Here is a 26,920-nt window from a genome sequence, read left to right as displayed (position 1 = left end):
TACTGCTGTTCACAATGTGAGGGGGCTTGCTCCCGATAGCGGCTTGCCCGTTGACTGATATGTCGACCGGTGCACGGTTATCGGCAGCAAGCCCTCTCCCACATTGGCCGCGCGTCGATATACTAGGCCCGGTTTGCCCGCCTCGGGCTGCTTAGGGATATCGACCATGCAATGGATTTTCATGCTGATTGGCCTGGTGCTCGGCTGGACACTCGATGAGTCGTTCAGTGATGCGGGTATCGGTGCGCTGCTGGGCTTGGGCATTGGCCAGGCGATTCGCCTGTCGCAGCTTGCGGCCCAGGCGCAACAGCAGGCGAGTCAGTTGGAAACCACGCAGAAGGCGCTGATCGCATTGGGTGAGCGCCTGCGGCAACTGGAAGTCCCGGTGCCGACGAACACTGTCATCGTAGAAACGCCTGCCCCTGAGCCGGCACCGGTTACCAAGGCGCCCGAGCTTGTCTGGGAACTGCCTGCCGAAATCACCCCCATCACCCTGGCCGTCGAAGCGAGCCAGCCGCTGCCGGACGACGTCTGGGCCCCTGCGCCAGCGCCTCGCCCTGAAGAGCCTGCCATTCCCCGCGGCCCTAACCTGATCGAACGCGCCATCAGCGGCGCGCGCACCTGGCTGTTCGGCGGTAATACCGTATTGCGCGTCGGCGTGGTGCTGCTGTTTCTCGGCCTGGCGTTCCTGCTTCGTTATGCCACCGAAGGCATGGTGGTGCCGATCGAGTTGCGTTATGCCGGTGTTGCCGCTGCCGCTATCGGCCTGCTGGGCCTGGGCTGGTGGCTGCGACTGCGCAATGGCAACTACGGTTTGATGCTGCAAGGCACCGGCATTGCGGTGCTGTACCTGACCGTGTTCGCCGCGATGCGCCTGCACCCGCTGATTGATCCGGGCGCGGCCTTGGGCCTGCTCGTGGCGGTTACGGTGTTCTCGGCGATTCTGGCGATTACCCAGGACGCTCTCGGCTTGGCTTGCGCGGCGGCGCTGGGTGGTTTTGCCGCGCCGATCCTTACGTCTACCGGCGCCGGTAACCATGTGGCGCTGTTCAGCTATTTCGCATTGCTCAACGCCGGCATCCTCGCCATCGCCTGGTTCAAGGCTTGGCGCTTGCTAAATCTGATCGGGTTCGTCGGCACCTTCGGTATCGGTTTTGCCTGGGGCATGCGCTCGTATACGCCGGAACTGCTGTGGAGCACCGAGCCGTTCCTGGTGCTGTTTTTCCTGATGTACCTGGTGATTGGCCTGTTGTTCGCCCGCCGCAAATTGCGGGAGATGAGCGACGCCCCCGAGGACGACAGCCGTGGCGCGTTGTTGCGCTGGTCGGCGGCCAAGGGCGATTACGTTGATGGCAGTATGCTGTTTGGCCCGCCGCTGGTGGGTTTCGGCCTGCAGTTCGCGCTGGTGCAGCATCTGGAATTTGCCGCTGCCTTCAGCGCATTGGGCCTGGGCATCATCTACATGGGCCTGGCCCGATGGCTCAGTGGCGGCCGCGCCTTGCTGCTGGCGGAAACCTGCCTGGCGCTGGGGGTGATCTTTGCCAGCCTGGCGATTCCCTTGGGCCTGGACGCGCGCTGGACAGCCGCAGCCTGGGCGGTGGAAGGCGCAGGGATCTTCTGGCTGGGCCTGCGTCAGCAGCGGCCGCTGGCGCGGGCATTTGGCCTGTTGCTGCAGTTGGGGGCGGCGCTGGCGTTCCTCAGCGAGCTACGGGTGGGCGAGCTGACCTTGCTTGACGGTGCACCGCTGGGGGCATTGCTGTTGGGCGCCGCTCTGTTGTTCAGCTTCGACCAATTGCGCAAGGCGTCGGCCGAACAGGCGGCGGGTTGGGAGCGCAAAGGCTTGCCGATATTGGCGAGCCTGGGCTTGAGTTTCTTGTATTTGCTCGCACCGTTGTTTTGGCTGACCCAGGGCACGGCCATCAGTTGGGCAATCGCCGGTCTGGTCACGCTGTTGATTGGCCTGCGCATCGGCTCGCGGACCTTTCTGTTTACCGCCTTTGCCGTGCAGTTGCTGGGCGGCGCGTTGTTCCTGTTGCGCTTGCAGGGCGGTGACGGGGCGGCGGTGTTCAATGCGGGTTGGACTGGCCTGTTGACGGCTTCGCTGATCGGCCTGGCCTTGGTGGGCGGCATGTTGCTGGCTGCGCGCGATGACATGGTTCGCAGCGACGTGCGGCTGTTGCGCGGGCTGTCGGTGGTATTGCTGGCCGGCCTGGTGCTGATCAACCTGGCGGTGCTGTTCGTACTGCCATGGGAAAGCGCCAGCGGTGTGTGGGCGGCCAGTGGTTTGTTGATCATCTGGTTGAGCCTGTACCTGCAACAGCGCGTCAGCTTCGTGTTTGGCTTGCTGTTGCAACTGGTCGGCGGCGCTTCATTCCTGCTGGCGGTGCCGGAACTGCTCGGGCCATTGACCCGCGACGGCTTGCGCCCTCTGGCCCACAGCGGCTTCTGGACCCCCATGGTCTTGGGCCTTGCCGCCCTGGTCGGCGCGTGGCGCTTGCAGCGTGAACCCCATGCGCCGGTGTTTAGCGTGTTGAAACTGCAACGTCTCTCCGACCTGTTGCTGGTGTGGGGGGCTGCCTGGTGGGCGCTGGCGTTGATCGGCGAAGTGTTGCGGTTTGTCCCTGATGAAATACAAGGCCCGTTCCTGCTGGCGATTGCGGCGGTGAGCGTGGCGATCTGGGCGCTGTTGGCCGAACGCTTGCGCTGGGCCTCGTTGGGTGTGCTGTGCACCTTGCTGATGCCGGCGGCGGGCCTGGTATTGCTGGTGTCCGCCCATGCCTATTACCACCCGGCGGCCCACTATGGCTGGCTGGCCTGGCTGGCGGTGTTCGGGGTGCACTTCATTGCGCTGCGTCGTTTGGCTGCGGTGATTCCAGGCAAGGTGTTGAGCATCGCTCACGTGCTTGGCTGCTGGATGTTGATCGGTGTGCTGGCCCTGGAGCTACGTTACGGCCTGTTGTTGCTGTCGAGCGAGTACAACGCCTGGCGCTGGCTGGGTTGGGCCGTGCTGCCAAGCCTGTATCTGGTGTTGGCGGCCGCACCACGCCGTTGGCCATGGCCGGTAGCGGCTTATCCGCGTGAGTACCGCGTGCTGGCGGCATTGCCATTGGCGGTGTTGATGCTCGGCTGGTTCTGGCTGGCGAATATCTTCAGCGACGGCTCGGCCAGGCCGCTGCCCTATGTGCCGCTGCTCAATCCGCTGGATCTGGGGTTGTTGTTCGCGCTGTTGGGGGTGTACTTGTGGTCGCGCAGTGTGGCGCCGCAACGCGGGCCGCGGGCCGAACTGATCGCCCAGGGTGTCGCGGGGGGCTCGCTGTTTGCGTTCTTTACGGCCTTGGTGATGCGCACCGCCCACCATTGGGGCGGCGTGCCGTTTCACTTGGACGCGTTGCTGGAGTCGATGCTGGTGCAGGCCGGGCTGTCGATCGTCTGGACCTTGATCGCCCTCGGTCTGATGATCGGCGGTCACCTGCGCCATCGTCGCGAAGTGTGGCTGATCGGCGCGGCGCTGATTGCCGTGGTAGTGGCCAAGCTGTTCTTTGTTGAACTGAGTAACCGTGGCGGTCTGGCGCGGATCGTATCGTTTATCGGCGTAGGCGGGCTGTTGCTGGTGGTGGGCTATTTTGCACCGCTGCCGCCCAGGCGCGCGGAACCTGTGCTTCAAACCGAGGGAGCGTCTTCTTGATGGGCAAGCTGAGTCTGGGTGGGTTGTTGGCAGGGATGCTGTGTTCGGTGGTTTACGCGCAGGAAGGGCCGGCTGACTTCACCACGCACGTGCCGCTGGCCGTGAGCGGCAATGGCCCCTGGTATCGCCTGGAGCTGCCGCTGGCGGTGCAACTGAGCGCGCGGCAGGCGGATCTCAGTGATGTGCGGGTATTCAACGCCGCCGGGGAGCCACAGGCTTATGCGTTGTCGCGCCAATCTGCGCAGCGCACTGAAAACCGTGAGGTTGCCGATGTGAAGTGGTTCCCGCTGTACGCCGCCGATACGCAGCAGGCGTTGCCCGGCGTAGTGATGAAATCCACGACCGAGGGCACCTTGCTGGAGGTTCGGCCGGCCATCAAGACTGAAAAACAGGTGCTGCGCGGTTGGGTGCTGGACGCCAGTGCGATCAAGGCGCCATTGCAGCAACTGAGCCTTGACTGGAGCCGCGAGCAGGATGGCTTCCAGCGTTTCAGCATTGAAGCCAGTGATGATCTGCAGCACTGGCAGTCCTGGGGTGACGGCCAAGTGGCACGCTTGTCGTTTGCCGACGAGCGGGTCGAGCAGCATGACGTGAGTTTGCCGGGGCAGTCGGCGCGCTATCTGCGTTTGGTGTGGCTGGGCCAGACAGCGCCGCAGTTGACCTCGGCCAAGCTGGTCAGCGCGACCAGCAGCAGCCTGCCGATGCCGTTGGTGTGGTCGCAGCCGTTGTCGGGCTCGCGCCTCAAGGCCGGCGAATACAGCTGGCAGCTGCCGACGGGGCTGCATGTCGAGCGCTTGCGTCTGGAGTTGAAGCAGCCCAACACGTTGGCCCCGGTGACCTTGTCGGGGCGTCGTGAAGTCAGTCAAGCCTGGCAGCCGTTGAGCAATGGGTTGTTGTATCGCCTGACCCGCAATGGCCAGGATGTGGTGCAGGATGAGCTGCAGTTGCCGGGTGTGGCCGTTGCCGAGCTCAAGTTGCAGGTGGACGAGCGGGGCGGTGGGCTGGGTGTCGAAGCGCCGGCCCTGCGCTTTGCCGTGCGTGCCACGCAATTGGTATTCCTGGCGCGGGGCGAGCCGCCGTTTACCCTGGCGCTCGGCAATGCTTCGGTGAAGGCGGCGAATTTGCCGTTATCCACGCTGATTCCCGACTACAGCGCTGAGCGTCTCAAGACATTGGGCCAGGCTATGGTCACGGGAGAGGTTGTGGTCAAAACCCCCGCCGTAGCCGTTTCGCCTGAAGTGGGCAGCGACTGGAAGAAGTTCGGTCTGTGGGCTGTGCTCCTGTTGGGCGTGGCGGCACTGGGGGCCATGGCCTACAGTTTGTTGCGCAAGCCTCAGGGTAACCCCTGAACTCTGTTGGGTTTAAATCCTCTGATTAGAGGAAATAAGCCTCGACTCGCGTTAAACTGCGCGGGTTTTTAAGCCCCCCATTCTTCGGAGCCTTCCATGTCCCGCGTTACCTTGAGTCGCTATTTGATCGAGCAGACCCGCAGCAACAACACGCCTGCCGATCTGCGCTTCCTTATCGAAGTGGTGGCGCGTGCTTGCAAGGAAATCAGCCACGCCGTGTCCAAAGGCGCGCTGGGTGGTGTCCTGGGCAGCATGGGCACTGAAAACGTCCAAGGCGAAGTGCAGAAGAAACTCGACGTGCTGTCCAACGAGATCCTGCTCGAAGCCAACGAATGGGGCGGTCACCTGGCCGGTATGGCGTCCGAAGAAATGGACAATGCCTACCAGATCCCGGGCAAATACCCGAAAGGCGCCTACCTGTTGGTGTTCGACCCACTGGACGGTTCGTCCAACATCGACATCAACGCTCCGGTCGGCACCATCTTCTCGGTACTGCGCTGCCCGAATGAATACCTGAGCCAGAACGAAGCCCTGAACGAAAAGGCTTTCCTGCAGCCAGGCACCGAGCAGGTCGCCGCCGGCTATGCAATCTACGGCCCGCAGACCATGCTGGTACTGACCCTGGGCGACGGCGTCAAGGGTTTCACCCTGGATCGCGAAATGGGCAGCTTCGTGCTGACCCACGAAGACATCTCCATCCCGGCTTCCACCCAGGAATTTGCCATCAACATGTCCAACCAGCGCCACTGGGAAGCTCCGGTGCAGCGTTACGTCAACGAGTTGATGGAAGGCGAAGAAGGTCCGTTGAAGAAGAACTTCAACATGCGCTGGGTCGCTGCGATGGTGGCCGATGTGCACCGCATCCTGACCCGTGGTGGTCTGTTCATGTACCCACGTGACAGCCGCGAGCCGTCCAAGCCGGGCAAACTGCGCCTGATGTACGAGGCCAACCCGATGTCCTTCCTGGTTGAACAGGCGGGCGGTGCATCCACCGACGGCCACCAGCGTATCCTCGACATTCAGCCTGAAGGCCTGCATCAGCGCGTGGCGGTGTTCCTGGGTTCGAAGGAAGAAGTCGAGCGTGTGACGGCTTATCACAAGGCGTAACACCTGACGGTAAAAAGCCCCGAGACGTTTCAGCGTTTTCGGGGCTTTTTTGTTTTTGCCCGTTGGGAACCAGACACCTCTTTTCCCTTCTAAGCTTCTGGCAGATACCCCAGCTGCTTTGTCTCTCCAGGAGCTTTTCCATGTCTCTACGCCGTCTCGCCTTGTTGGCTTTTTGCGTGCTGTTAGCCGCTTGCAGCAAGGTCACTCAAGAAAACTACGCGAAGCTGTCGGCCGGCATGGCCAAGGCCGAGGTTGAGTCGTTGCTGGGCAAGCCGACCGATTGTTCCGGTGCACTGGGTATGTCCAGTTGTACGTGGGGCGATAAAAACAGCTTTATCAGCGTGCAATACGCCGGTGACAAAGTTCTGATGTTTTCCGGGCAAGGCCTGAAGTAAACCGGGGCGCGAGCCTGCGGGAGAAGAAGAATGATGCGTTTTGTTTTATACCTTTGTGCCAGCCTGTTTTTGGCGGGCTGCGCCAGTCATTCTGGCGATGATCTGCAACCCAAGACCGCGAGCAACGTCAACCTCAAGCGTTACCAGGGCACCTGGTATGAGTTGGCCCGATTGCCGATGTACTTCCAGCGCAACTGCGCGCAGTCCGAAGCCCGCTACACGTTGCTCCCGGATGGCGACATGTCGGTGTTCAACCGCTGCCTGACGACCGAGTGGAAATGGGAAGAAGCCAAGGGCACCGCCACGCCGCAGGTGCCGGGCAAGACCGACAAGCTCTGGGTGGAATTCAATAACTGGTTCACGTCGCTGCTACCTGGCGTGGCCAAGGGCGATTACTGGGTGCTTTACGTCAGCGATGACTACAAGACCGCCATCGTCGGCAGCCCGAGCCGGCGCTATATGTGGCTCTTGTCGCGTACGCCGACGGTGAGTGCCGATACCCGCGAAGACTTGCTGAGCAGGGCGCGGCAGCAGGGGTATGACACCACTCGGTTGATCTGGCGTACGTCGGACAAGCAGATGGCGAAGACTTCGCAGTAACCCGAGCGCGCTCTCGATAAACGATGGAGGGGGCTTGCTCCCGATAGCGGTGGATCAGTCAAACATCTGTTGACTGACACCCTGCTATCGGGAGCAAGCCCCCTCTCACATTTCTAACCGAGCAGGTCTCTCAGTACTTGCGTGAACGCCCGGTTGCTTTCTTCCTCACCTGCATGGCGCCCGTCACGCACCACCCACTGGCCGTTAACGAGCACATCGCGCACCTGCCGGTCACCGCCGGCAAACAGCCAACGGTTGAGAATGCCGTCCTCGGACGCCGTCGCCAGGTAGGGATCGTTACCATCGAGCACCAGCCAATCCGCACGCTTGCCCACTTCCAATCGACCAATGGGCTGGCCCAGTGCCTGGGCGCCACCGTCCAGTGCGGCATCGAACAGGGTGCGCCCCACCATCGGCTGATCGCTGCGATACAGGCGGTTACGCCGCTGATCACGCAGCCGTTGGCCATATTCCAGCCAGCGCAGTTCTTCCACCACGCTCAATGACACATGGCTGTCGGAGCCGATGCCCATGCGTCCGCCTTGGGCCAGGAAATCCACCGCCGGGAAGATCCCGTCACCCAGGTTGGCTTCCGTCGTCAGGCACAACCCTGCAATAGCGCGGCTCCTGGCCATGCGCGCGACTTCTTCGCGGTCGGCATGGGTGGCGTGCACCAGGCACCAGCGTTCATCCACCGCGACATTGTCGTACAGCCATTGCAGAGGGCGTTTTCCGCTCCAGGCCAGGCAGTCATCGACTTCTTTTTGCTGCTCGGCGATGTGGATATGCACCGGGCATGCTTTGTCGCTGGCAGCCAGGACGTCACTGATCTGCTGTGGCGTGACGGCACGCAGCGAGTGAAAGCACAGGCCCATCTCCTGTGCCGGCTGCGCGGCGAGGAGCGGCTTGAGTCGCGCCTGCAGGTCGAGATAATTTTCGGTGCTGTTGATAAAGCGGCGTTGGCCGTCATTCGGCGCCTGGCCGCCGAAGCCTGCGTGGGTGTACAGCACCGGCAGCAATGTCAGGCCGATGCCGCTGCTTGCCGCCGCCTGGCTGATCTGCCGCGACAACTCCGTACGGTCGGCGTACGGCTGGCCGCTGACGTCGTGGTGCACATAATGAAACTCAGCCACCGAGGTGTAGCCGGCCTTGAGCATTTCGATGTACAGCTGGCGCGCGATGATGTGCAGTTGGTCAGGGTTGATCTTGCCGACCATGCGGTACATCAAGTCACGCCAGGTCCAGAAACTGTCATTCGGATTGCCCGCCACCTCCGCCAGGCCTGCCATCGCACGCTGAAACGCATGGGAATGCAGATTCGGCATGCCCGCCAAAACCGGGCCTCTCAGCCGTTCGGCAGCGTCTGCACTGGCATTGGCCTCAACCTTTGTCAGTAGCCCATCGGCGCTGACTTCAAGACGTACATCGTTGGCCCATCCATTAGGCAGCAGCGCGCGTTCGGCAAAGAAAGCGGACATGATCAAGGCACCCCGGTCGTGTGTTTATTTGTATATACATATACAGACGTTTGCCTGCTCGGTAAACTCCGGCAATCTATGCATCTTTTTCCCCTGCAAGGATTCCCTGTGCCGACTCCGCCCGCCAACTCTTCGCTGGCTGCCCACATGGACGAAAGTCCGGCGCCCTTGTATGCCCGCGTCAAACAGATGATCAGCCAGCAAATCCTCAACGGCAACTGGCCGCCTCACTACCGCGTGCCGTCGGAGAGCGAGCTGGTCAGCGAGCTGGGGTTCAGCCGCATGACCATCAACCGCGCCCTGCGCGAGCTCACCGCCGAAGGGTTGCTGGTGCGTATGCAAGGCGTCGGTACTTTCGTCGCCGAGCCCAAGAGCCAGTCGGCGCTGTTTGAAGTGCACAACATTGCCGATGAGATCGCCTCCCGCGGTCATCGGCACACGTGCAAGGTTATCCACCTGGGCGAAGAAGCTGCCGGCTCCGAGCGCGCCGTCGCCCTGGAAATGCGCGAAGGCGGACGGGTATTCCACTCGCTGATCGTGCATTTCGAAAACGACATCCCCGTGCAAATCGAAGACCGATTCGTCAATGCCCTGGTCGCGCCGGAATACCTGCAACAGGATTTCACCCAGCAGACGCCTTACGCTTATTTGAACCAGGTCGCGCCGCTCACCGAAGGCGAGCATGTGGTCGAAGCGATCCTCGCCGATGCCGAAGAATGCAAGCTGCTGCAGATCGAGCCAAGCGAGCCGTGCCTGTTGATCCGCAGGCGCACCTGGTCCGGCCGCCAACCGGTGACTGCGGCGCGTTTGATCCACCCCGGTTCCCGTCATAGCCTGGAAGGACGTTTCAGTAAATGAGTGCAGTGAAAGTCTGGCGCGCCACCGATTACGTGCGCATGCCGTGGAAAAACGGTGGCGGCAGCACCGAAGAAATCACCCGCGACTCGGGCATTGGCCTGGATGGTTTTGGTTGGCGCTTGTCGATTGCCGATATTGGCGAGTCCGGTGGCTTTTCCACCTTCGCCGGCTACCAGCGCGTGATCACGGTGATCAAAGGTGCAGGCATGGTGCTGACTGTCGATGGTGAAGAGCAGCGCGGGTTGTTGCCGTTGCAGCCGTTCGCGTTCAAGGGTGAAAGCGAAGTGTCATGCCGTCTGATCACAGGGCCGATCCGCGATTTCAACCTGATCTATTCGCCCCAGCGTTACCACGCGCGGTTGCAGTGGGTGGATGGCGTGCAACGTTTTTTCAGTACGGCGCATACGGTGTTGGTGTTCAGCGTGGCCGATGAGGTAAAGGTGCTGGACCAGACGCTGGGCCATCACGATTGCCTGCAAATCGACGGCAACACCGGCCTGTTGGATATCGCTGTAACAGGCCGCTGCTGCCTGATTGAACTGACTCCACTCGGTTAAGCGTCAGTCGCCATCTGTAGGAGCGAGCAAGCTCGCTCCTTGTACAAAAAGTCTTAATCTGTTTCCAACCCGCGCACCAGTTTGTTACCGAACGCCCCAGCGTGGCGCAAAGCCCCGCCATCGTGACAAAACACCTTCCCCGTAAAACGTCCTCGTAAGAAATTTTGCCATCCCTCGAAGTCTTGATTTTCAAGGCTTGCGCATGCCTTCAAAAAAATCTGCAGTGCTCCTTCATAAAGTTGGCCGCTTGATTGCATATGCTTGTATGTACAAGTAAAGATGTGTGCGTAAGACTCTCCTTCGCACCATCCATGTTCGCGCATAATGCCGAGGAGTCCAGTCGTGACCGATTTTTCTAAAGCCAAGCCTACAAAATACCGTGACGTTGAAATCCGCGCGGCCCGCGGTAACAAGCTCACCGCCAAAAGCTGGCTGACTGAAGCGCCGCTGCGCATGCTGATGAACAACCTCGACCCGCAAGTGGCCGAAAATCCGAAAGAATTGGTGGTGTACGGTGGTATTGGCCGTGCGGCACGTAACTGGGAGTGCTACGACCAGATCGTCGAGAGCCTCACTAACCTGAATGACGACGAAACCCTGCTGGTGCAATCCGGCAAGCCGGTCGGCGTATTCAAGACCCACAGCAACGCCCCGCGCGTGCTGATCGCCAACTCCAACCTGGTACCACACTGGGCCAGTTGGGAGCACTTCAACGAACTGGATGCCAAGGGCTTGGCCATGTATGGCCAGATGACCGCCGGCAGCTGGATCTACATCGGCAGCCAAGGCATCGTCCAGGGCACCTACGAAACCTTCGTAGAGGCTGGTCGCCAGCACTACAACAGTGACCTCACCGGCCGCTGGGTCCTCACCGCCGGCCTCGGCGGCATGGGCGGCGCTCAGCCATTGGCTGCCACTTTGGCCGGTGCCTGCTCGCTGAACATTGAATGCCAGCAGGTCAGCATCGACTTCCGCCTGAACAGCCGTTATGTCGACGAGCAAGCCACCGACCTCGACGACGCCCTGGCACGCATCGCCAAATACACCAAGGAAGGCAAGGCCATCTCCATCGCCTTGCTGGGTAACGCCGCGGAAATCCTGCCGGAACTGATCAAGCGTGGCGTGCGCCCGGATATGGTCACCGACCAGACCAGCGCCCACGACCCACTCAACGGCTACCTGCCGGCCGGCTGGACCTGGGACGAATACCGCGCCCGCGCCAAGACCGAGCCGGCTGCCGTGATCAAGGCCGCCAAGCAGTCGATGGCCGCGCACGTCAGAGCCATGCTGGAATTCCAGAAGCAGGGCATCCCGACCTTCGACTACGGCAACAACATCCGCCAGATGGCCCAGGAAGAAGGCGTGGAAGACGCCTTCGCCTTCCCAGGCTTCGTACCGGCCTACATCCGCCCACTGTTCTGCCGTGGCATCGGCCCGTTCCGTTGGGCGGCGCTGTCCGGCGACCCGCAAGACATCTACAAGACCGACGCTAAAGTCAAAGAACTGATCCCGGACGACGCCCACCTGCACAACTGGCTGGACATGGCGCGCGAGCGCATCAGCTTCCAGGGCCTGCCGGCACGTATCTGCTGGGTTGGCCTGGGCCAGCGCGCCAAGCTGGGCCTGGCGTTCAACGAAATGGTCCGCCGCGGCGAGCTGTCGGCACCCGTGGTGATCGGCCGTGACCACCTGGATTCCGGCTCGGTATCCAGCCCGAACCGCGAGACCGAATCGATGCAGGACGGTTCCGACGCCGTCTCCGACTGGCCGCTGCTCAACGCCCTGCTCAACACCGCCAGCGGTGCCACCTGGGTTTCGCTGCACCACGGCGGCGGTGTGGGCATGGGCTTCTCCCAGCACTCCGGCATGGTGATCGTCTGCGACGGTACCGATGAAGCGGCCGAGCGTATTGCCCGCGTGCTGCACAACGACCCGGCCACCGGCGTGATGCGCCACGCAGACGCCGGTTACCAGATCGCGATCGATTGCGCCAAGGAACAGGGCCTCAATCTGCCGATGATCAAGTAACCCAATGTGGGAGGGGCAAACCCTCTCCCACATCTTGATCGGCGGTGAACCCAAGACAATCCATCAGAGGTTGAACACACATGGCTGCAAACGACACCACCCCGTTGATCGAAAGGCGTTCGATCGACTACATCCCGGAAGCGGAAAGACATGGTCGTCTATTTAGCCAGTTCACCCTATGGATGGGTGCCAACCTGCAAATCACCGCGATTGTCACCGGGGCCTTGGCCGTGGTGCTGGGCGGTGATGTGTTCTGGTCGTTGATCGGTCTGTTGATCGGTCAACTGATCGGCGGCGGCGTCATGGCGTTGCATGCGGCGCAAGGGCCCAAGCTGGGTCTGCCGCAGATGATTTCCAGTCGAGTGCAGTTCGGCGTGTATGGCGCAGCCATCCCGATCGTACTGGTCTGTTTGATGTACCTCGGTTTCACGGCCACCGGGACTGTGCTGTCCGGTCAGGCGCTGGGCCAGTTGTTTGGGGTCAGCGACAGTGTCGGCATCCTGATGTTCGCCAGTGTCATCGTGCTGGTCACGGTACTGGGTTACCGGGTGATCCACTTCATCGGTCGTGTCGCCAGCGTCATTGGGGTGATCGCCTTTGTCTACCTGTTCAGTCGCCTGATGAGCCAGACCGACATCGGCGCCCTCCTGCAAATCCGCCACTTCGGCTGGAGCAGTTTCCTGCTGGCGGTGTCGCTCGCGGCCTCCTGGCAGATCGCTTTCGGCCCTTACGTGGCGGACTACTCGCGTTACCTGCCGAGCAAGACGTCGTCGGTGAAAACCTTTTTCGCCGCCGGCGCGGGTTCGGTCGTTGGCGCGCAGGTGGCGATGATCCTCGGCGTGTTTGCCGCAGCCATGTCCAACGGGCAGTTCGCCGGTCACGAAGTGGCCTACATCGTTGGCTTGAGCGGTACGGGGGCCACCGCCGCGCTGCTGTACTTCAGCATCGCATTCGGCAAGGTCACCATCTCGACGTTGAACTCCTACGGAAGCTTCATGTGCATTGCGACCATCATCAGCGGCTTCCGTGGTCGCCTGGAGGTCACGCGCCTGCAGCGCCTGGTGTTCGTACTGGTGATCGTCGGCACGGCAACCCTGATCGCGTTGCTCGGCCAGCACTCGTTCCTCGGTGCGTTCAAGTCTTTCATCCTGTTCCTGCTGGCGTTCTTTACGCCCTGGAGTGCGATCAACCTGGTGGACTACTACTGCATCACCCGTGAGCGCTATGACGTGCCGGCATTGGCCGACCCGAACGGTCGCTACGGCCGCTGGAACCTGCTCGGTATCAGCGTCTATGTCTTCGGCGTGCTGGTGCAGTTGCCGTTCATCTCCACCAAGTTCTACACCGGCCCACTGGTGGCCGCGCTGGGTGATGTGGATATTTCCTGGATTATCGGTCTGGTGCTGCCGGCAGCCTTGTATTACGTGTGTGCAAAAAAATGGCACGGCACGGTACCCGACCACCTGATCCTGCCGGTAGAGCAGGGCGCTATACCAACAACGACAAACGGGCTGGCTGCACAGGCCTGATGGGACGTGGACGGGGCAGGATGCCTACTGACTGCCGTAATCCATTTCAAGATTGGGAGCGTCACAACAATGAAAATGAATAAGACTTTGCTGGCCTCGTTGTTCTCCGCCGGCCTGCTCGCAAGCGCGGGTGCCCAGGCAGCCGGTTGGTGCGAGTCCGGAAAACCGGTGAAGTTCGCCGGTCTGAACTGGGAAAGCGGCATGTTGCTCACCGACATTCTGCAAACCGTGCTGGAAAAAGGCTACGGCTGCAAAACCGACAGCCTGCCAGGTAACTCCATCACCATGGAAAACGCCCTGAGCAGCAATGATATCCAAGTGTTTGCCGAAGAGTGGGTCGGCCGCAGCGAAGTCTGGAACAAAGCCGAGAAGGCCGGCAAGGTCGTCGGCGTCGGTGCGCCTATTGTCGGTGCTATCGAAGGCTGGTACGTGCCGCGCTACGTGATCGAAGGCGACGCCAAGCGCAAGCTCGAGCCCAAGGCGCCGGGCCTGAAAAATATCGCCGACCTGGCTAAATACGCCTCGGTATTCAAGGACCAGGAAGAGCCTTCCAAGGGCCGTTTCTATAACTGCCCCGCCGGTTGGACCTGTGAGCTGGACAACACCGAAATGCTGAAAAGCTACGGTCTTGAAAGCACCTACACCAACTTCCGCCCAGGCACCGGCCCGGCGCTGGATGCGGCGGTGCTGTCGAGCTACAAGCGTGGCGAACCGATCCTGTTCTACTACTGGTCTCCGACGCCGCTGATGGGCCAGGTCGACCTGGTCAAGCTGGAAGAGAAACCCGGTGTGGATAAAAGTGTGAGTATCAAGGTCGGCTTGTCCAAGACTTTCCACGAGCAGGCGCCGGAACTGGTGGCCGTGCTGGAGAAGGTCAACCTGCCGATCGACTTGCTGAACCAGAACCTGGGGCGCATGGCTAAAGAGCGAATTGAGTCGCCAAAACTGGCGAAAGTTTTCCTCAAGGAACATCCTGAAGTCTGGCACGCATGGGTGAGCGACGACGCAGCCAAGAAAATCGACGCGGCCTTGTAGGTCAAGCGTGCCCGGCTACCCTGAGGGGCGAGCCGGGCGCCTGGCCACAACCCACTGGATCGAGAGCACGATATGTTTCCTGAGAGTTTTACGTTTTCCATCGCCGACTGGGTCAACGGTTGGGTGGACTCACTGGTCACCAACTATGGCGATGTGTTCCGGCACATTTCTGACACCCTGCTATGGGCCATCGTCAACCTGGAAGGCTTGCTGCGCGCAGCGCCCTGGTGGCTGATGCTGATCATCGTCGGCGGTGTCGCCTGGCACGCCACCCGCAAAGTGGTAACCACGGTGGTGATCGTCGGTCTGCTGTTCCTGGTGGGTGCCGTTGGCCTGTGGGACAAACTGATGCAAACCCTGGCGCTGATGATGGTCGCCACGGTGATTTCGGTGCTGATCGGCATTCCATTGGGCATCCTGTCGGCGCGCAGCAACCGCTTGCGTTCGGTGTTGATGCCGCTGCTCGACATCATGCAGACCATGCCCAGCTTCGTGTACCTGATTCCGGTGCTGATGTTGTTCGGCCTGGGCAAGGTGCCGGCGATTTTCGCCACGGTGATCTACGCCGCGCCGCCGCTGATTCGCCTCACCGACCTGGGCATTCGCCAAGTCGACGGCGAAGTCATGGAGGCCATCAACGCGTTTGGTGCCAACCGCTGGCAACAACTGTTCGGCGTGCAGTTGCCGTTGGCCCTGCCGAGCATCATGGCCGGGATCAATCAGACCACCATGATGGCGTTGTCCATGGTGGTGATCGCTTCGATGATCGGCGCCCGTGGCTTGGGTGAGGATGTGCTGGTCGGCATCCAGACCCTCAACGTCGGGCGTGGCCTTGAAGCGGGGCTGGCAATCGTGATTCTTGCAGTGGTCATTGACCGCATTACCCAGGCCTATGGTCGTCCACGGCATGAGGCGAGCAAATGACTACCGTCAGCAAAATAGAAGTTAAAAACGTCTTCAAGATTTTCGGCAACCGCTCCCAGGAAGCCCTGGCGCTGGTGGGCCAGGGCAAGACCAAGGACCAGGTGCTGGCCGAAACCGGTTGTGTGGTCGGCGTGAACGATTTGTCCCTGAGCATCGGCACCGGCGAGATCTTCGTGATCATGGGCCTGTCCGGCTCCGGCAAGTCCACGCTGGTGCGCCACTTCAACCGCCTGATCGACCCCACCAGTGGCGCGATCCTGGTGGACGGCGAAGATATCCTGCAACTGGACATGGAGGCCCTGCGCCAATTCCGTCGACACAAGATCAGCATGGTCTTCCAGAGCTTCGGCCTGCTGCCCCACAAAAGTGTGCTCGACAACGTCGCCTATGGCCTGAAAGTGCGCGGCGAAACCAAGCAGGTCTGTGCCGAACGTGCCCAGCACTGGGTCGAAACCGTGGGCCTCAAAGGCTACGAAAAAAAGTACCCGCACCAGCTCTCCGGCGGCATGCGCCAGCGCGTCGGCCTGGCCCGGGCGTTGGCGGCCGACACCGATATCATCCTGATGGACGAGGCCTTCAGCGCCCTCGACCCATTGATCCGTGCCGAGATGCAGGACCAACTGCTGGAACTGCAGAAGACGCTGCACAAAACCATCGTGTTCATCACCCATGACCTCGACGAGGCCGTGCGCATCGGCAACCGCATTGCGATCCTCAAGGACGGCAAGCTGATCCAGGTCGGCACGCCCCGGGAGATCCTGCATTCGCCGGCGGATGAGTACGTGGACCGGTTTGTCCAGCGGCGGGCGGCGGTGGTCTGAGCCTCGATCATCTGTAGGAGCTGGCTTGCCGGCGACGAGGCCGGCAAGGCTGCACAAGCATTCAAGAAGGTATGAAGATGTCCCAGGCAACAAAAATCACCATCGCCGATACGCCATTGCGCTGGCAGGACGTCGTCGCTGTCGCCCGCCACGGTGCGGTACTCGAACTGTCGGGGCAGGCCTGGGCGCGGATCGACAATGCCCAGGCCATCGTGCAGCGCATCGTCACCAGCGGTGAACGCGCCTACGGCGTGAACACCGGGCTGGGCGCGCTGTGCAATGTGTCGCTCAAGGGCGAGCAGCTCAGCCAGCTGTCACGCAATACCCTGCTGAGTCATGCCTGCGGTGTCGGCCCGATGCTGAGTGACGAGCAGACCCGCGCGATCATTTGCGCCGCCGTCATCAATTACAGCCATGGTAAGTCCGGCCTGCACCCGCAGGTGGTGCATTCGCTGCTGGCGCTGCTCAACCACGGCATCACGCCGCAAGTACCGTCCCAGGGTTCGGTGGGTTACCTGACCCATATGGCCCATGTCGGTGTGGCCTTGCTGGGGGTTGGCAATGTGAGCTATCGCGGGCAGATCGTTGCGGCGCAACAGGCCCTGAGCGCGGAAGGTTTACAGCCTGTGGTACTGGGCGCCAAGGACGGCTTGTGTCTGGTCAACGGCACACCTTGCATGACCGGCCTGAGCTGCCTGGCCCTGGCCGACGCGCATCATTTGCTGCAATGGGCCGATTTGATTGGTGCCATGAGTTTCGAGGCCCAGCGCGGCCAGATCGATGCCTTCGACGAAGAAATCATCGCCCTCAAGCCGCACCCCGGCATGCAGCAGGTCGGCATCAACCTGCGCGCCTTGCTCGATGGCAGCGAGGTGATCGCCAGCAGCAAAGGCATCCGCACCCAGGACGCGTTGAGTATCCGTTCGATCCCGCAGATCCACGGTGCGGCGCGTGATCAAGTGGATCATGCCGCCCGCCAGATCGAGACCGAACTCAACAGCGCCACTGACAACCCGTTGGTGCTCGGCACACCGGACAACTACCGCGTGGTGTCCCAGGCCAACCCTCATGGCCAGTCCGTCGCGTTAGCGGCCGACATGCTGGCGATTGCCATGGCCGAAATCGGCTCGGTGGCCGAACGTCGCCTGGACCGCCTGATCAACCCTCATGTCAGCGGGTTGCCAGCATTCCTGGTCAGCAACCCCGGCGTCAACTCCGGGATGATGATCGTGCAGTACGTTGCCGCCTCGCTGTGTGCGCAGAACCGTCAACTGGCGCAACCGGCGGTGCTCGATAACTTCGTCACCTCGGGCCTGCAGGAAGATCACCTGAGCATGGGCACCAACGCTGCGCTCAAGCTGCATCAGCTGTTGGCCAATGTCACCCAGATCCTGGCCATTGAGTACCTGCTGGCGGCCCAGGCATTTGAGTTCCTGAAAGACCAGCGCTTTGGCGCTGGCACCGACAGTGCCTGGCGCTTGCTGCGTGAAGTGGTCCCCGCGTACGAGCAGGACCGCTGGCTGGCGCCGGATATCGCCGCCGCCGCCAAGTTGCTCAAGGACACTGCGTTACCGAATTTGCACTGAACACTTATTCAAAAGAACAATTCACAAGGAGTATGAATGTGACTGCGCTAAATCTGATTCCAGGCCAACTGAGTCTTGCCCAGCTGCGGGCCATCTACCAACAGCCGGTAAGCCTCAGCCTGGATGACAGCGCCACGGCGCAGATCGAAGCCAGCGTCGCCTGCGTGGAGCAGATTCTCGCCGAGAACCGCACCGCTTACGGTATCAACACTGGTTTCGGCTTGCTGGCCTCCACCCGCATCGCCAGCGAAGACCTGGAAAACCTCCAGCGTTCCCTGGTGCTGTCCCACGCCGCCGGCGTCGGTGAGCCGATCAGCGACGCACTGGTGCGCCTGATCATGGTGCTCAAGGTCAACAGCCTGAGCCGTGGGTTCTCCGGGATTCGCCGCCAGGTGATCGACGCGCTCATCGCGCTGATCAACGCCGAGGTGTACCCGCACATTCCACTCAAGGGCTCGGTGGGGGCGTCCGGTGACTTGGCGCCATTGGCCCACATGTCGCTGGTGTTGCTCGGCGAAGGCAAGGCGCGTTACAAGGGCGAGTGGCTGGAAGCCACTGAGGCGCTGAAAGTCGCCGGCCTGACGCCGCTGACCCTGGCCGCCAAAGAAGGCCTGGCGCTGCTCAACGGCACCCAGGTGTCCACGGCTTATGCCCTGCGTGGCCTGTTCGAAGGCGAAGACCTGTTCGCCGGCGCCCTGGCGTGCGGTGGCCTTACCGTGGAAGCCGTACTCGGCTCGCGCTCGCCGTTCGATGCGCGCATCCACGCCGCTCGCGGCCAGCGCGGGCAGATCGATTCGGCTGCGGCCTATCGCGACCTGCTGGGCGACAGCAGTGAAGTGTCCAAGTCGCACCAGAACTGCGACAAGGTACAAGACCCGTACTCCCTGCGCTGCCAGCCGCAAGTCATGGGCGCCTGCCTGACCCAGTTCCGCCAGGCTGCCGAAGTGCTGGTGGTGGAAGCCAATGCCGTGTCGGATAACCCACTGGTATTTGCTGCGGAAGGTGACGTGATCTCCGGCGGTAACTTCCACGCCGAACCGGTGGCCATGGCGGCCGACAATATGGCACTGGCCATCGCCGAAATCGGCTCCCTGAGCGAGCGTCGTATCTCGTTGATGATGGACAAGCACATGTCGCAACTGCCGCCGTTCCTGGTGGGCAATGGCGGAGTGAACTCCGGCTTCATGATCGCCCAGGTGACTGCGGCGGCACTTGCCAGTGAGAACAAGGCATTGGCCCATCCCCATAGTGTCGACAGCCTGCCGACGTCCGCCAACCAGGAAGACCATGTGTCGATGGCCCCGGCTGCCGGCAAACGTCTGTGGGAAATGGCTGAAAACACCCGTGGCGTTCTGGCGGTTGAATGGTTGGCCGCCTGCCAGGGCCTGGATTTGCGCGATGGCCTGAAAACCTCGCCGAAACTGGAAAAGGCCCGCGGCCTCCTGCGCGACAAAGTGGCGTTCTACGACAAGGACCGCTTCTTCGCTCCGGACATCAACGCCGCCAGCGAACTGCTCGCCACCCGCTGCCTGAATGAGCTGGTGCCGGCCAAACTGCTGCCAAGCCTCTAACGCAGCGCCGACTTTACTGTAGGAGCGAGCTTGCTCGCGAAAGTCGCCAACGATGACACGGGAAACCTGTCACCCCTCGGCGCTCTCAGGTTTTTCGCGAGCAAGCCCGCTCCAACAGTAGAGGTCGCGTTTTTCTCGGGATAAAAATAATTAGGGAAGAGAAATGCACCAGCAAGAAAAGGGTTTGAAACGCGGGCTTTCCGCTCGACATATTCGCTTCATGGCACTCGGTTCCGCGATCGGCACCGGGCTATTCTACGGCTCCGCCTCAGCCATCCAGATGGCCGGGCCCGCTGTACTGCTGGCCTACCTGATCGGTGGCGCAGCCGTGTTCATGGTGATGCGCGCCCTCGGAGAGATGGCCGTGCACAACCCGGTGGCCGGTTCTTTCGGCCATTACGCCAGTACCTATCTGGGCCCCATGGCCGGCTTCATTCTCGGTTGGACCTACGCGTTTGAAATGATCATCGTCTGCCTCGCAGACGTCACCGCGTTCGGCATCTACATGGGCTTCTGGTTTCCCGAAGTTGCGCGCTGGGTCTGGGTGCTCGGCATCGTGTTTCTGATCGGCGGCCTGAACCTGTGCAACGTCAAAGTGTTTGGCGAGATGGAGTTCTGGCTGTCGCTGCTCAAGGTCGGCGCCATTGTCGCCATGATCCTCGGCGGCTTGGGCATCATGCTGTTCGGCATTCACTCGGCCGGTGAAACCCAGGCCAGTGGCCTGAGCAACCTCTGGGCCCATGGTGGCTTTATGCCTAATGGCGTCGGTGGCTTGATCGCCTCGTTTGCGGTAGTGATGTTCGCCTTCGGTGGCATAGAGATCATCGGCATCACCGCCGGTGAGGCCAAGGACCCGCAACGCGTGATCCCCAAGGCGATCAATGCGGTGCCGTTACGTATCCTGCTGTTCTACGTGCTGACCCTGTTTGTGCTGATGGCTATCTACCCATGGCCGCAGATCGGCAGCCAGGGCAGTCCGTTCGTGCAGATCTTCAGCAACCTCGGCATCGGCTCGGCCGCGACCATCCTCAATATCGTGGTGATTTCGGCGGCGGTGTCGGCCATCAACAGTGACATCTTCGGCGCCGGCCGCATGATGTATGGGCTGGCCCAACAAGGGCAGGCACCCAAGGGCTTTGCCCGGTTGTCCAGACACGGCGTGCCGTGGATGACCGTGGTGGTAATGGGCGCGGCGCTGCTGGGCGGCGTTGTGCTCAACTACCTGATCCCGGAAAACGTCTTCCTGCTGATCGCTTCGATTGCCACCTTCGCCACCGTGTGGGTGTGGCTGATGATCCTGTTCACCCAGGTCGCCATGCGCCGTTCCATGACCCCGGAGCAAGTGGCCGAACTGAAATTCCCCGTGCCGTTCTGGCCCTATGCGCCGGCTGCGGCCATTGTGTTCATGCTGTTCGTGTTTGGTGTGCTGGGTTACTTCCCGGACACCCAGGCCGCTTTGCTGGTCGGTGCCGTATGGATCGTGTTGCTGGTGGTTGCTTACCTGCTGTGGGTCAAGCCTGCTGCCGGGCAAGCGGCCAAGGTCCATTACGACCCGGTTTTGTCTCATCGTTAACTTAGGGAGGCGTTGATGAAAACGCTTTGGCAACACTGCCACGTCGCAACCATGGCCCACGGCAAATACTCGATCATCGAGGATGCCGCCATGGTGACTGCCGGTTCGCTCATCGAGTGGATCGGCCCCCGCAGCCAGGTGCCGACGGCGGATTACGCTCAGGTGCATGACCTGCAAGGCGCGTGGGTTACCCCCGGGCTGATCGACTGCCACACCCATACGGTGTTCGGCGGTAACCGCAGCGGTGAATTCGAGCAGCGCCTGGAAGGCGTGAGCTACGCCGAGATCGCGGCCAAGGGTGGCGGTATTGCCAGCACCGTGCGTGCCACCCGCGCCGCCAGCGAGGACGAGCTGTTTGCCAGTGCCCACAAGCGCCTGCGCAGTTTGCTGCGCGACGGCGTGACCACGGTAGAGATCAAGTCCGGCTACGGCCTGGACTTGGTCAACGAACGCAAAATGCTGCGCGTGGCCCGTCGCCTCGGCGAAGCGCTGCCGGTCAGCGTACGGGCGACCTGCCTGGCCGCCCATGCATTGCCGCCTGAGTACAAGGACCGCGCCGACGACTACATCGAGCACATCTGCGCCGAGATGCTGCCGGCCCTGGCAGCAGAAGGGCTGGTGGACGCGGTGGATGCGTTCTGCGAATACCTGGCGTTCTCTACCGAGCAGGTGGAGCGCGTGTTCAAGGTCGCCCGGCAACTCGGCCTGCCGGTGAAACTGCACGCCGAGCAGCTCTCGTCGCTGCACGGCTCCAGCCTGGCGGCGCGTTACCAAGCGCTGTCGGCGGATCACCTGGAATTCATGACTGAAGAGGACGCCATCGCCATGGCTGCCTCCGGCACCGTCGCAGTACTGTTGCCGGGCGCCTTCTACTTCCTGCGCGAAACCCAACTGCCGCCGATGGATGCCCTGCGCAAGCACGGCGTGAAGATCGCTATCGCCAGCGATCTCAACCCCGGCACCTCGCCGGCGCTGTCGGTGCGCCTGATGCTGAATATGGCCTGCACGCTGTTCCGCATGACCCCGGAAGAAGCCCTGGCCGGCGCCACGCAACATGCCGCCACCGCTCTGGGCATGGGCGACACCCATGGTTCGCTGGAAGTGGGCAAGGTTGCGGACTTCGTCGCCTGGCAAATCGATCGCCCCGCCGACCTGGCCTACTGGCTGGGCGGGGAGCTGGATAAACGCGTTGTGCGCCACGGCGTCGACGTCAACGTTTGAGGAGTGTTGTTGTGGATAAGGTTCTGACATTCAAACAAGGCCGTGTGCCGCTGTTGATCAGCATGCCCCACGCCGGTGTGCGCCTGACGCCGGCCGTCGAGGCCGGCTTGATTGCCGAGGCGCAAAGCCTGCCGGACACCGACTGGCATATCCCCACGTTGTATGACTTTGCCGAAGAGCTGGGCGCCAGCACCCTGTCGGCCGAGTACTCGCGGTTTGTGATCGACCTTAACCGCCCGTCCGATGACAAGCCGCTCTATGCCGGTGCAACGACCGGCCTGTACCCGGCGACATTGTTCGACGGCGTGCCGTTGTTCCGAGAAGGGCTCGAACCTGGCGAGGCCGAACGGGCCAGTTACCTGCAAAAGGTCTGGGGGCCGTATCACCGCGCGCTCCAGGAAGAGCTGGCACGGCTCAAGGCTGAGTTCGGCTATGCCTTGCTGTTCGATGCGCACTCGATCCGTTCGGTCATCCCGCACCTGTTTGACGGAAAGCTGCCGGACTTCAACCTCGGCACCTTTAACGGGGCCGCTTGCGACCCTGAGCTGGCCGCTCAACTTGAGGCTATCTGCGCCAGGCATCCGCAATACACCCACGTACTGAACGGTCGCTTCAAGGGTGGACACATCACCCGGCACTACGGCGACCCCGCTCAGGACATCCATGCCGTACAGCTGGAGTTGTGCCAGAGCACTTATATGGAAGAGTTCGAGCCATTCCGTTATCGCGCGGATTTGGCTGAGCCGACACGCGTGGTGTTGAAGCAGTTGCTGGAAGGTTTCTTGTCCTGGGGCCAAGCGCACTACCGATGATTCGGGGCTGAACCAGCGCCTTTCCCACATCTGGATCTGTGAACGCAGCCGTCTGTGGGGGAGGGCTTGCTCCCGACGACGGCCTCACAGTCGCTCCAGTGCAACTGCCGGTCGCTGCAGTTCGTGTTAACAGCATTCTTGCTCGGTAAGGTTGTGGATACGGCGCGTCAGACGCCACTTCCCACAATAAAAGCTGCCGAGTGAGACTTCTTCCATGAAAAGACTGTTCAACCGCTTTTTATTGACCCTCACCGGTGCCGCCCTGCTCAGCGCACAGGCGGTGGCTGCAGAACCGGCGTCCTGCAAAACCGTGCGCATGGGAGTGGTCAGCTGGACCGACGTGATCGCCACTTCCGGTATGGCCGACGTACTGCTCAACGGCCTGGGCTATGACAGCAAGCAGACCACCGCCGTGCAGCAGATCATCTTTGCGGGGATTCGCGACAAGCGCCTGGATATCTTCCTGGGGTACTGGAAGCCGGCGATGGACAATAACATCGCGCCGTTCCTGGCGGCCAAGCAGCTCAAGGTCTTCGACAAGCCCAGCCTGGCCGATGCCCAGGCCACCCTGGCGGTGCCGCAATACGTTGCGGATGCGGGCCTGAAAACCTTCGCCGATATCGCCCGTTTCAAGGACAAGCTGGGCGGCAAGATCTACGGCATCGAGCCCGGCAGCGGGGCCAACACCGATATCCAGAAAATGATCGACACCGACCACTTCGGTCTCGGCGGTTTCAAGCTGGTCGCGTCGGGTGAGGCCGGCATGTTGGCGGCGGTGCAGCGCGCGGTGAATCGCAAGGAGTTCGTGGTGTTTGTCGGTTGGACCCCGCACCCGATGAACATCAATATGAAAATGACCTACCTCACCGGCAGCGAAGATGTGTTTGGCCCTGACGAAGGCCGTGCCACCGTCTCCACCGTCACGGCGCCGGACTTCGCCGAGCGCTGTCCCAACGCCAACCGGTTGCTGGAAAACCTGACCTTCACCGCCGCCCAGGAAAGCCAATTGATGGTGCCGATCATGGAGCGCCAGTCGCCCCAGGATGTTGCCAGGCAGTGGTTGCGCGATCACCCCGAGGATCTGCAGCGCTGGCTGGTCGGCGTTACGGCGTTCGATGGCTCCGATGGCGCAGCGGCAGTGCAGGCCAGCCTCAAACCTTAAGCGGCATGAAGATCCAAATGTGGAAGGTGCCCCTTTCACACTTGATCCATCATCAGGGATGTTCGCCCATGTACCCGATTTCTCCCCAGCTTGCAGCGTTTGTCGCCAAGACCGAGTCCTTCACCAGCAACGACGCTTCCCTGGCGGGCCTGCGCCAGCACTACGAGCGCATGTGCCAGGCATTCACCCCGCCGAAACCAGAAGGTTTGCACATCGACGACTTCACCCTGGCCGGGGTTCGTGTGCGCAGCTATTTGCCGACCGCACCCACTCCCGCTGAGGGTTGGCCATGCCTTCTTTATATACACGGCGGTGGCTGGGTGGTCGGTGGGTTGGATTCCCATGATTTCATCTGCTTCGAACTGGCCAGTGCGCTGCAGGTGCTGGTCATCGCCGTCGACTACCGCCTGGCGCCGGAGCATCCGTTCCCGGCGGCTTATGACGATTGCCGCGACGTGTGGCAGGCCATCCAGGCAGGGCAGGGGCCGCACTCCATCAACCTGCAACGCAGGGTGGTGATCGGCGACAGTGCCGGCGGTAACCTGGCGGCGGCGTTATGCCTGGGTCTGCGGGATGATGGCCATGCGCTGCCCAAGGCCCAAGTGCTGATTTACCCCGGCTTGGGTGGCTCGGCCGATTTGCCGTCACGTCGTGATTGCATGGACGCGCCGCTGCTCAGCACCGATGACACCGAGTATTACTCGGCGCTGTACCTGCAAGGTGCAGGCAAGCCATCGGCCTATGCCATGCCGCTGTTGGCCGGGGATTTGCGTGGTTTGCCCAGCGCCCTGGTTGCCGTTGCCCAATTCGACCCGCTGCGCGACGACGGCATGCTGTATGCCGAGCGCCTGCAGGCGGCGGGTGTCAACGCCGTGCTGTACCCAGGCAAAGGTTTGATCCATGGCTGTTTGCGCGCACGCGGCCATGTGCCGGAGGTGGATCGACTGTATGACTATCTGCTGCAATTCCTGAGGAGCGAAGTGCTGACACAGGTCTAAGTGCTCAAGGACATGCTCATTGCACAATTCGGGTTTATGATGCCAGACGGCAGAATAATAGACGTCCCCCCAGGGATGGACCCGACACCCTACGGAGCGCGCAATGCAGACTTGGTACCCGCAGATCAAACCCTACGCCCGGCACGATCTGGCCGTCGATGACATCCACACCCTGTACGTCGATGAGAGTGGCTCCCCCGAAGGCCTGCCCGTGATCTTCATCCATGGTGGACCCGGCGCCGGCTGCGACGCCAACAGCCGCTGCTACTTTGACCCGAACCTGTACCGCATCGTCACCTTCGACCAGCGCGGTTGCGGGCGCTCCACCCCTCGCGCCAACCTGGAAAACAACACCACCTGGGACCTGGTCGCCGACATGGAGCGCATCCGCGAACACCTGGGCATCGATAAATGGGTACTGTTCGGTGGCTCCTGGGGTTCGACCCTGGCGCTGGCCTACGCGCAAACCCACCCGGAGCGCGTGCATGGCCTGATCGTGCGCGGCATCTTCCTGGCTCGCCCCAAGGACATCCACTGGTTCTACCAGGAGGGCGCCAGCCGCATGTTCCCGGATTACTGGCAGGATTACCTCGCGCCTATCCCTCAGGATGAGCGCCATGATCTGCTCGGCGCCTACCACAAGCGCCTGACCGGCAATGACCAGATCGCCCAGATGCACGCGGCCAAGGCATGGTCGACCTGGGAAGGACGCATGCTGGGCCTGTGCCCGAATCCGGCGCAGGTGGAGCGTTTTGCCGAACCGCAGCGTGCGCTGTCCATCGCTCGCATCGAATGCCATTACTTCACTAACAATTCCTTCCTTGAGCCCAACCAGCTGATTCGCGATATGCACAAGATCGCTCATCTGCCTGGCGTAATCATCCATGGCCGCTACGATATGATCTGTCCGCTGGATAACGCCTGGGAGCTGCATCAGGCGTGGCCCAACAGTGAGCTGCAAGTGATTCGCGAAGCGGGCCATGCCGCGTCCGAACCAGGCATCACTGATGCGCTGGTGCGTGCAACCGGCGAAATGGCTCGCAGCCTGCTTGATTTGCCGCCTGAAGAAGCATGAAGGGCTTGTTGCAACGGGTGCGTGGCGCCCGGGTCGAGGTGGCGGGCGAGATCGTGGGGGCGATCGACCAGGGTTTGCTGGTGCTGGTAGCCGTCGAACCCGAAGATACGCCCGAGAGCGCCGACAAACTTTTGCAAAAGCTGCTCAAGTATCGGGTGTTCAGCGACGATGAGGGCAAGATGAACTTGTCTTTGAAGGATATCGACGGTGGTTTGTTGCTGGTATCCCAGTTCACGCTGGCGGCGGATACCAGGAGCGGGCTACGGCCGAGCTTCTCCACGGCGGCCCCTCCGGCCCTGGGAGCGGCGCTTTTTGAACACTTGCTGTTACAAGCGCAACAATTGCATGGCAAGGTGGCGTCAGGGCGTTTTGGCGCTGATATGCAGGTGCATCTGGTCAATGATGGCCCTGTGACCTTCCTCTTACAGACATGAATGTATTAAAAACGACTTTAATGCCTAAAAACGCAGGGTTTCGCTACAAATACTTCGTTGTCCCTGATGCGTTGTGTCGCGGCCTACTAGATAATCGCGCGCTACGGGGATCAGCGTTGTTT

The 26,920-nt window shown here is 61.5% G+C and carries 22 protein-coding genes and 1 pseudogene; 22 read left to right on the top strand and 1 reads right to left on the bottom strand.

Going from position 1 to position 26,920, the window contains the following annotated elements; all coding sequences use genetic code 11:
* Positions 1 to 166: 166 nt before the first annotated feature.
* The 5 genes from M5B97_RS26000 (at position 167) to M5B97_RS25980 (ending at position 7,136) form a co-directional block, all read left to right on the top strand.
* Positions 167 to 3,685, top strand: a complete 3,519-nt coding sequence (locus M5B97_RS26000; protein WP_248733079.1) for a DUF2339 domain-containing protein — start codon at positions 167 to 169, stop codon at positions 3,683 to 3,685.
* Positions 3,685 to 5,034 (top strand): DUF3999 domain-containing protein, encoded by a 1,350-nt coding sequence (locus M5B97_RS25995; RefSeq protein WP_248733078.1) that lies wholly within the window; start codon positions 3,685 to 3,687, stop codon positions 5,032 to 5,034. The genes M5B97_RS26000 and M5B97_RS25995 overlap by 1 nt, the downstream gene beginning before the upstream one ends.
* 96 nt (positions 5,035 to 5,130) lie before the next feature.
* Positions 5,131 to 6,141, top strand: coding sequence for a class 1 fructose-bisphosphatase (locus M5B97_RS25990; RefSeq protein WP_065899834.1), 1,011 nt, complete (start codon positions 5,131 to 5,133; stop codon positions 6,139 to 6,141).
* A gap of 140 nt (positions 6,142 to 6,281) precedes the next feature.
* A complete protein-coding gene (locus M5B97_RS25985; protein ID WP_060754591.1) occupies positions 6,282 to 6,536 on the top strand; it encodes a hypothetical protein in 255 nt (84 codons plus the stop codon).
* Between the two features lie 30 nt (positions 6,537 to 6,566).
* Positions 6,567 to 7,136, top strand: a complete 570-nt coding sequence (locus tag M5B97_RS25980; protein WP_134660420.1) for a lipocalin family protein — start codon at positions 6,567 to 6,569, stop codon at positions 7,134 to 7,136.
* Positions 7,137 to 7,249: 113 nt separating this feature from the next.
* Here the strand turns inward: M5B97_RS25980 and M5B97_RS25975 are convergent, their stop codons facing one another.
* Positions 7,250 to 8,614: a formimidoylglutamate deiminase gene (locus tag M5B97_RS25975; protein WP_248733077.1), complete on the bottom strand. Its 1,365-nt coding sequence runs from the start codon at positions 8,612 to 8,614 to the stop codon at positions 7,250 to 7,252.
* A gap of 147 nt (positions 8,615 to 8,761) precedes the next feature.
* Between M5B97_RS25975 and hutC the strand changes: the two genes are divergently transcribed.
* From hutC to dtd, 17 genes and pseudogenes are all read left to right on the top strand, one after another.
* Positions 8,762 to 9,472, top strand: coding sequence for a histidine utilization repressor (gene hutC / locus M5B97_RS25970; protein ID WP_177421604.1), 711 nt, complete (start codon positions 8,762 to 8,764; stop codon positions 9,470 to 9,472).
* On the top strand, positions 9,469 to 10,029 hold the full coding sequence (locus M5B97_RS25965; RefSeq protein ID WP_248733076.1) for a HutD family protein: 561 nt from the start codon (positions 9,469 to 9,471) through the stop codon (positions 10,027 to 10,029). The genes hutC and M5B97_RS25965 overlap by 4 nt, the downstream gene beginning before the upstream one ends.
* Before the next feature lie 342 nt (positions 10,030 to 10,371).
* Entirely contained in the window at positions 10,372 to 12,057 is a 1,686-nt protein-coding gene (hutU, locus tag M5B97_RS25960; protein WP_248733075.1) for a urocanate hydratase, read from the top strand.
* Positions 12,058 to 12,137: 80 nt separating this feature from the next.
* Complete coding sequence (locus tag M5B97_RS25955; RefSeq protein ID WP_248733074.1) at positions 12,138 to 13,586, top strand: cytosine permease; 1,449 nt, start codon at positions 12,138 to 12,140, stop codon at positions 13,584 to 13,586.
* A gap of 69 nt (positions 13,587 to 13,655) precedes the next feature.
* Positions 13,656 to 14,621 (top strand): ABC transporter substrate-binding protein, encoded by a 966-nt coding sequence (locus M5B97_RS25950; RefSeq protein ID WP_123716256.1) that lies wholly within the window; start codon positions 13,656 to 13,658, stop codon positions 14,619 to 14,621.
* A gap of 72 nt (positions 14,622 to 14,693) precedes the next feature.
* Positions 14,694 to 15,545: a proline/glycine betaine ABC transporter permease gene (locus M5B97_RS25945; RefSeq protein ID WP_248733073.1), complete on the top strand. Its 852-nt coding sequence runs from the start codon at positions 14,694 to 14,696 to the stop codon at positions 15,543 to 15,545.
* Positions 15,542 to 16,366 (top strand): glycine betaine/L-proline ABC transporter ATP-binding protein, encoded by an 825-nt coding sequence (locus tag M5B97_RS25940; protein WP_123716254.1) that lies wholly within the window; start codon positions 15,542 to 15,544, stop codon positions 16,364 to 16,366. Before M5B97_RS25945 ends, M5B97_RS25940 begins: the two co-directional genes overlap by 4 nt.
* 77 nt (positions 16,367 to 16,443) lie before the next feature.
* Positions 16,444 to 17,952 carry a histidine ammonia-lyase gene (gene hutH, locus M5B97_RS25935; protein WP_134660423.1) on the top strand — a complete coding sequence of 503 codons (1,509 nt, stop codon included), beginning with the start codon at positions 16,444 to 16,446 and terminating at the stop codon, positions 17,950 to 17,952.
* 32 nt (positions 17,953 to 17,984) lie between these two features.
* The gene (gene hutH / locus M5B97_RS25930) at positions 17,985 to 19,523 is read left to right on the top strand and encodes a histidine ammonia-lyase (protein ID WP_248733072.1); all 1,539 of its coding nucleotides are present in this window, start codon (positions 17,985 to 17,987) and stop codon (positions 19,521 to 19,523) included.
* A 30-nt stretch (positions 19,524 to 19,553) separates the two neighbouring features.
* A pseudogene (locus M5B97_RS25925) lies at positions 19,554 to 19,643 on the top strand (outer membrane lipoprotein carrier protein LolA); the annotation flags it as partial.
* A 43-nt stretch (positions 19,644 to 19,686) separates the two neighbouring features.
* Positions 19,687 to 21,096 carry an amino acid permease gene (locus M5B97_RS25920; RefSeq protein ID WP_248733071.1) on the top strand — a complete coding sequence of 470 codons (1,410 nt, stop codon included), beginning with the start codon at positions 19,687 to 19,689 and terminating at the stop codon, positions 21,094 to 21,096.
* 15 nt (positions 21,097 to 21,111) lie between these two features.
* Positions 21,112 to 22,317, top strand: coding sequence for an imidazolonepropionase (hutI, locus tag M5B97_RS25915; protein ID WP_248733070.1), 1,206 nt, complete (start codon positions 21,112 to 21,114; stop codon positions 22,315 to 22,317).
* A gap of 11 nt (positions 22,318 to 22,328) precedes the next feature.
* Positions 22,329 to 23,129: an N-formylglutamate deformylase gene (gene hutG, locus M5B97_RS25910; protein WP_248733069.1), complete on the top strand. Its 801-nt coding sequence runs from the start codon at positions 22,329 to 22,331 to the stop codon at positions 23,127 to 23,129.
* Between the two features lie 214 nt (positions 23,130 to 23,343).
* Complete coding sequence (locus M5B97_RS25905) at positions 23,344 to 24,291, top strand: choline ABC transporter substrate-binding protein (protein ID WP_248733068.1); 948 nt, start codon at positions 23,344 to 23,346, stop codon at positions 24,289 to 24,291.
* Positions 24,292 to 24,359: 68 nt separating this feature from the next.
* Positions 24,360 to 25,289: an alpha/beta hydrolase gene (locus M5B97_RS25900; RefSeq protein ID WP_248733067.1), complete on the top strand. Its 930-nt coding sequence runs from the start codon at positions 24,360 to 24,362 to the stop codon at positions 25,287 to 25,289.
* 103 nt (positions 25,290 to 25,392) lie between these two features.
* Positions 25,393 to 26,364, top strand: coding sequence for a prolyl aminopeptidase (pip, locus tag M5B97_RS25895; protein ID WP_123716247.1), 972 nt, complete (start codon positions 25,393 to 25,395; stop codon positions 26,362 to 26,364).
* Positions 26,361 to 26,798 (top strand): D-aminoacyl-tRNA deacylase, encoded by a 438-nt coding sequence (dtd, locus tag M5B97_RS25890; RefSeq protein WP_134660430.1) that lies wholly within the window; start codon positions 26,361 to 26,363, stop codon positions 26,796 to 26,798. The genes pip and dtd overlap by 4 nt, the downstream gene beginning before the upstream one ends.
* Positions 26,799 to 26,920: the final 122 nt, after the last annotated feature.

Source organism: Pseudomonas sp. MWU13-2517, from assembly GCF_023242545.1.
GTDB lineage: Bacteria > Pseudomonadota > Gammaproteobacteria > Pseudomonadales > Pseudomonadaceae > Aquipseudomonas.
This window is presented reverse-complemented; position numbering and strand designations above follow the sequence as displayed.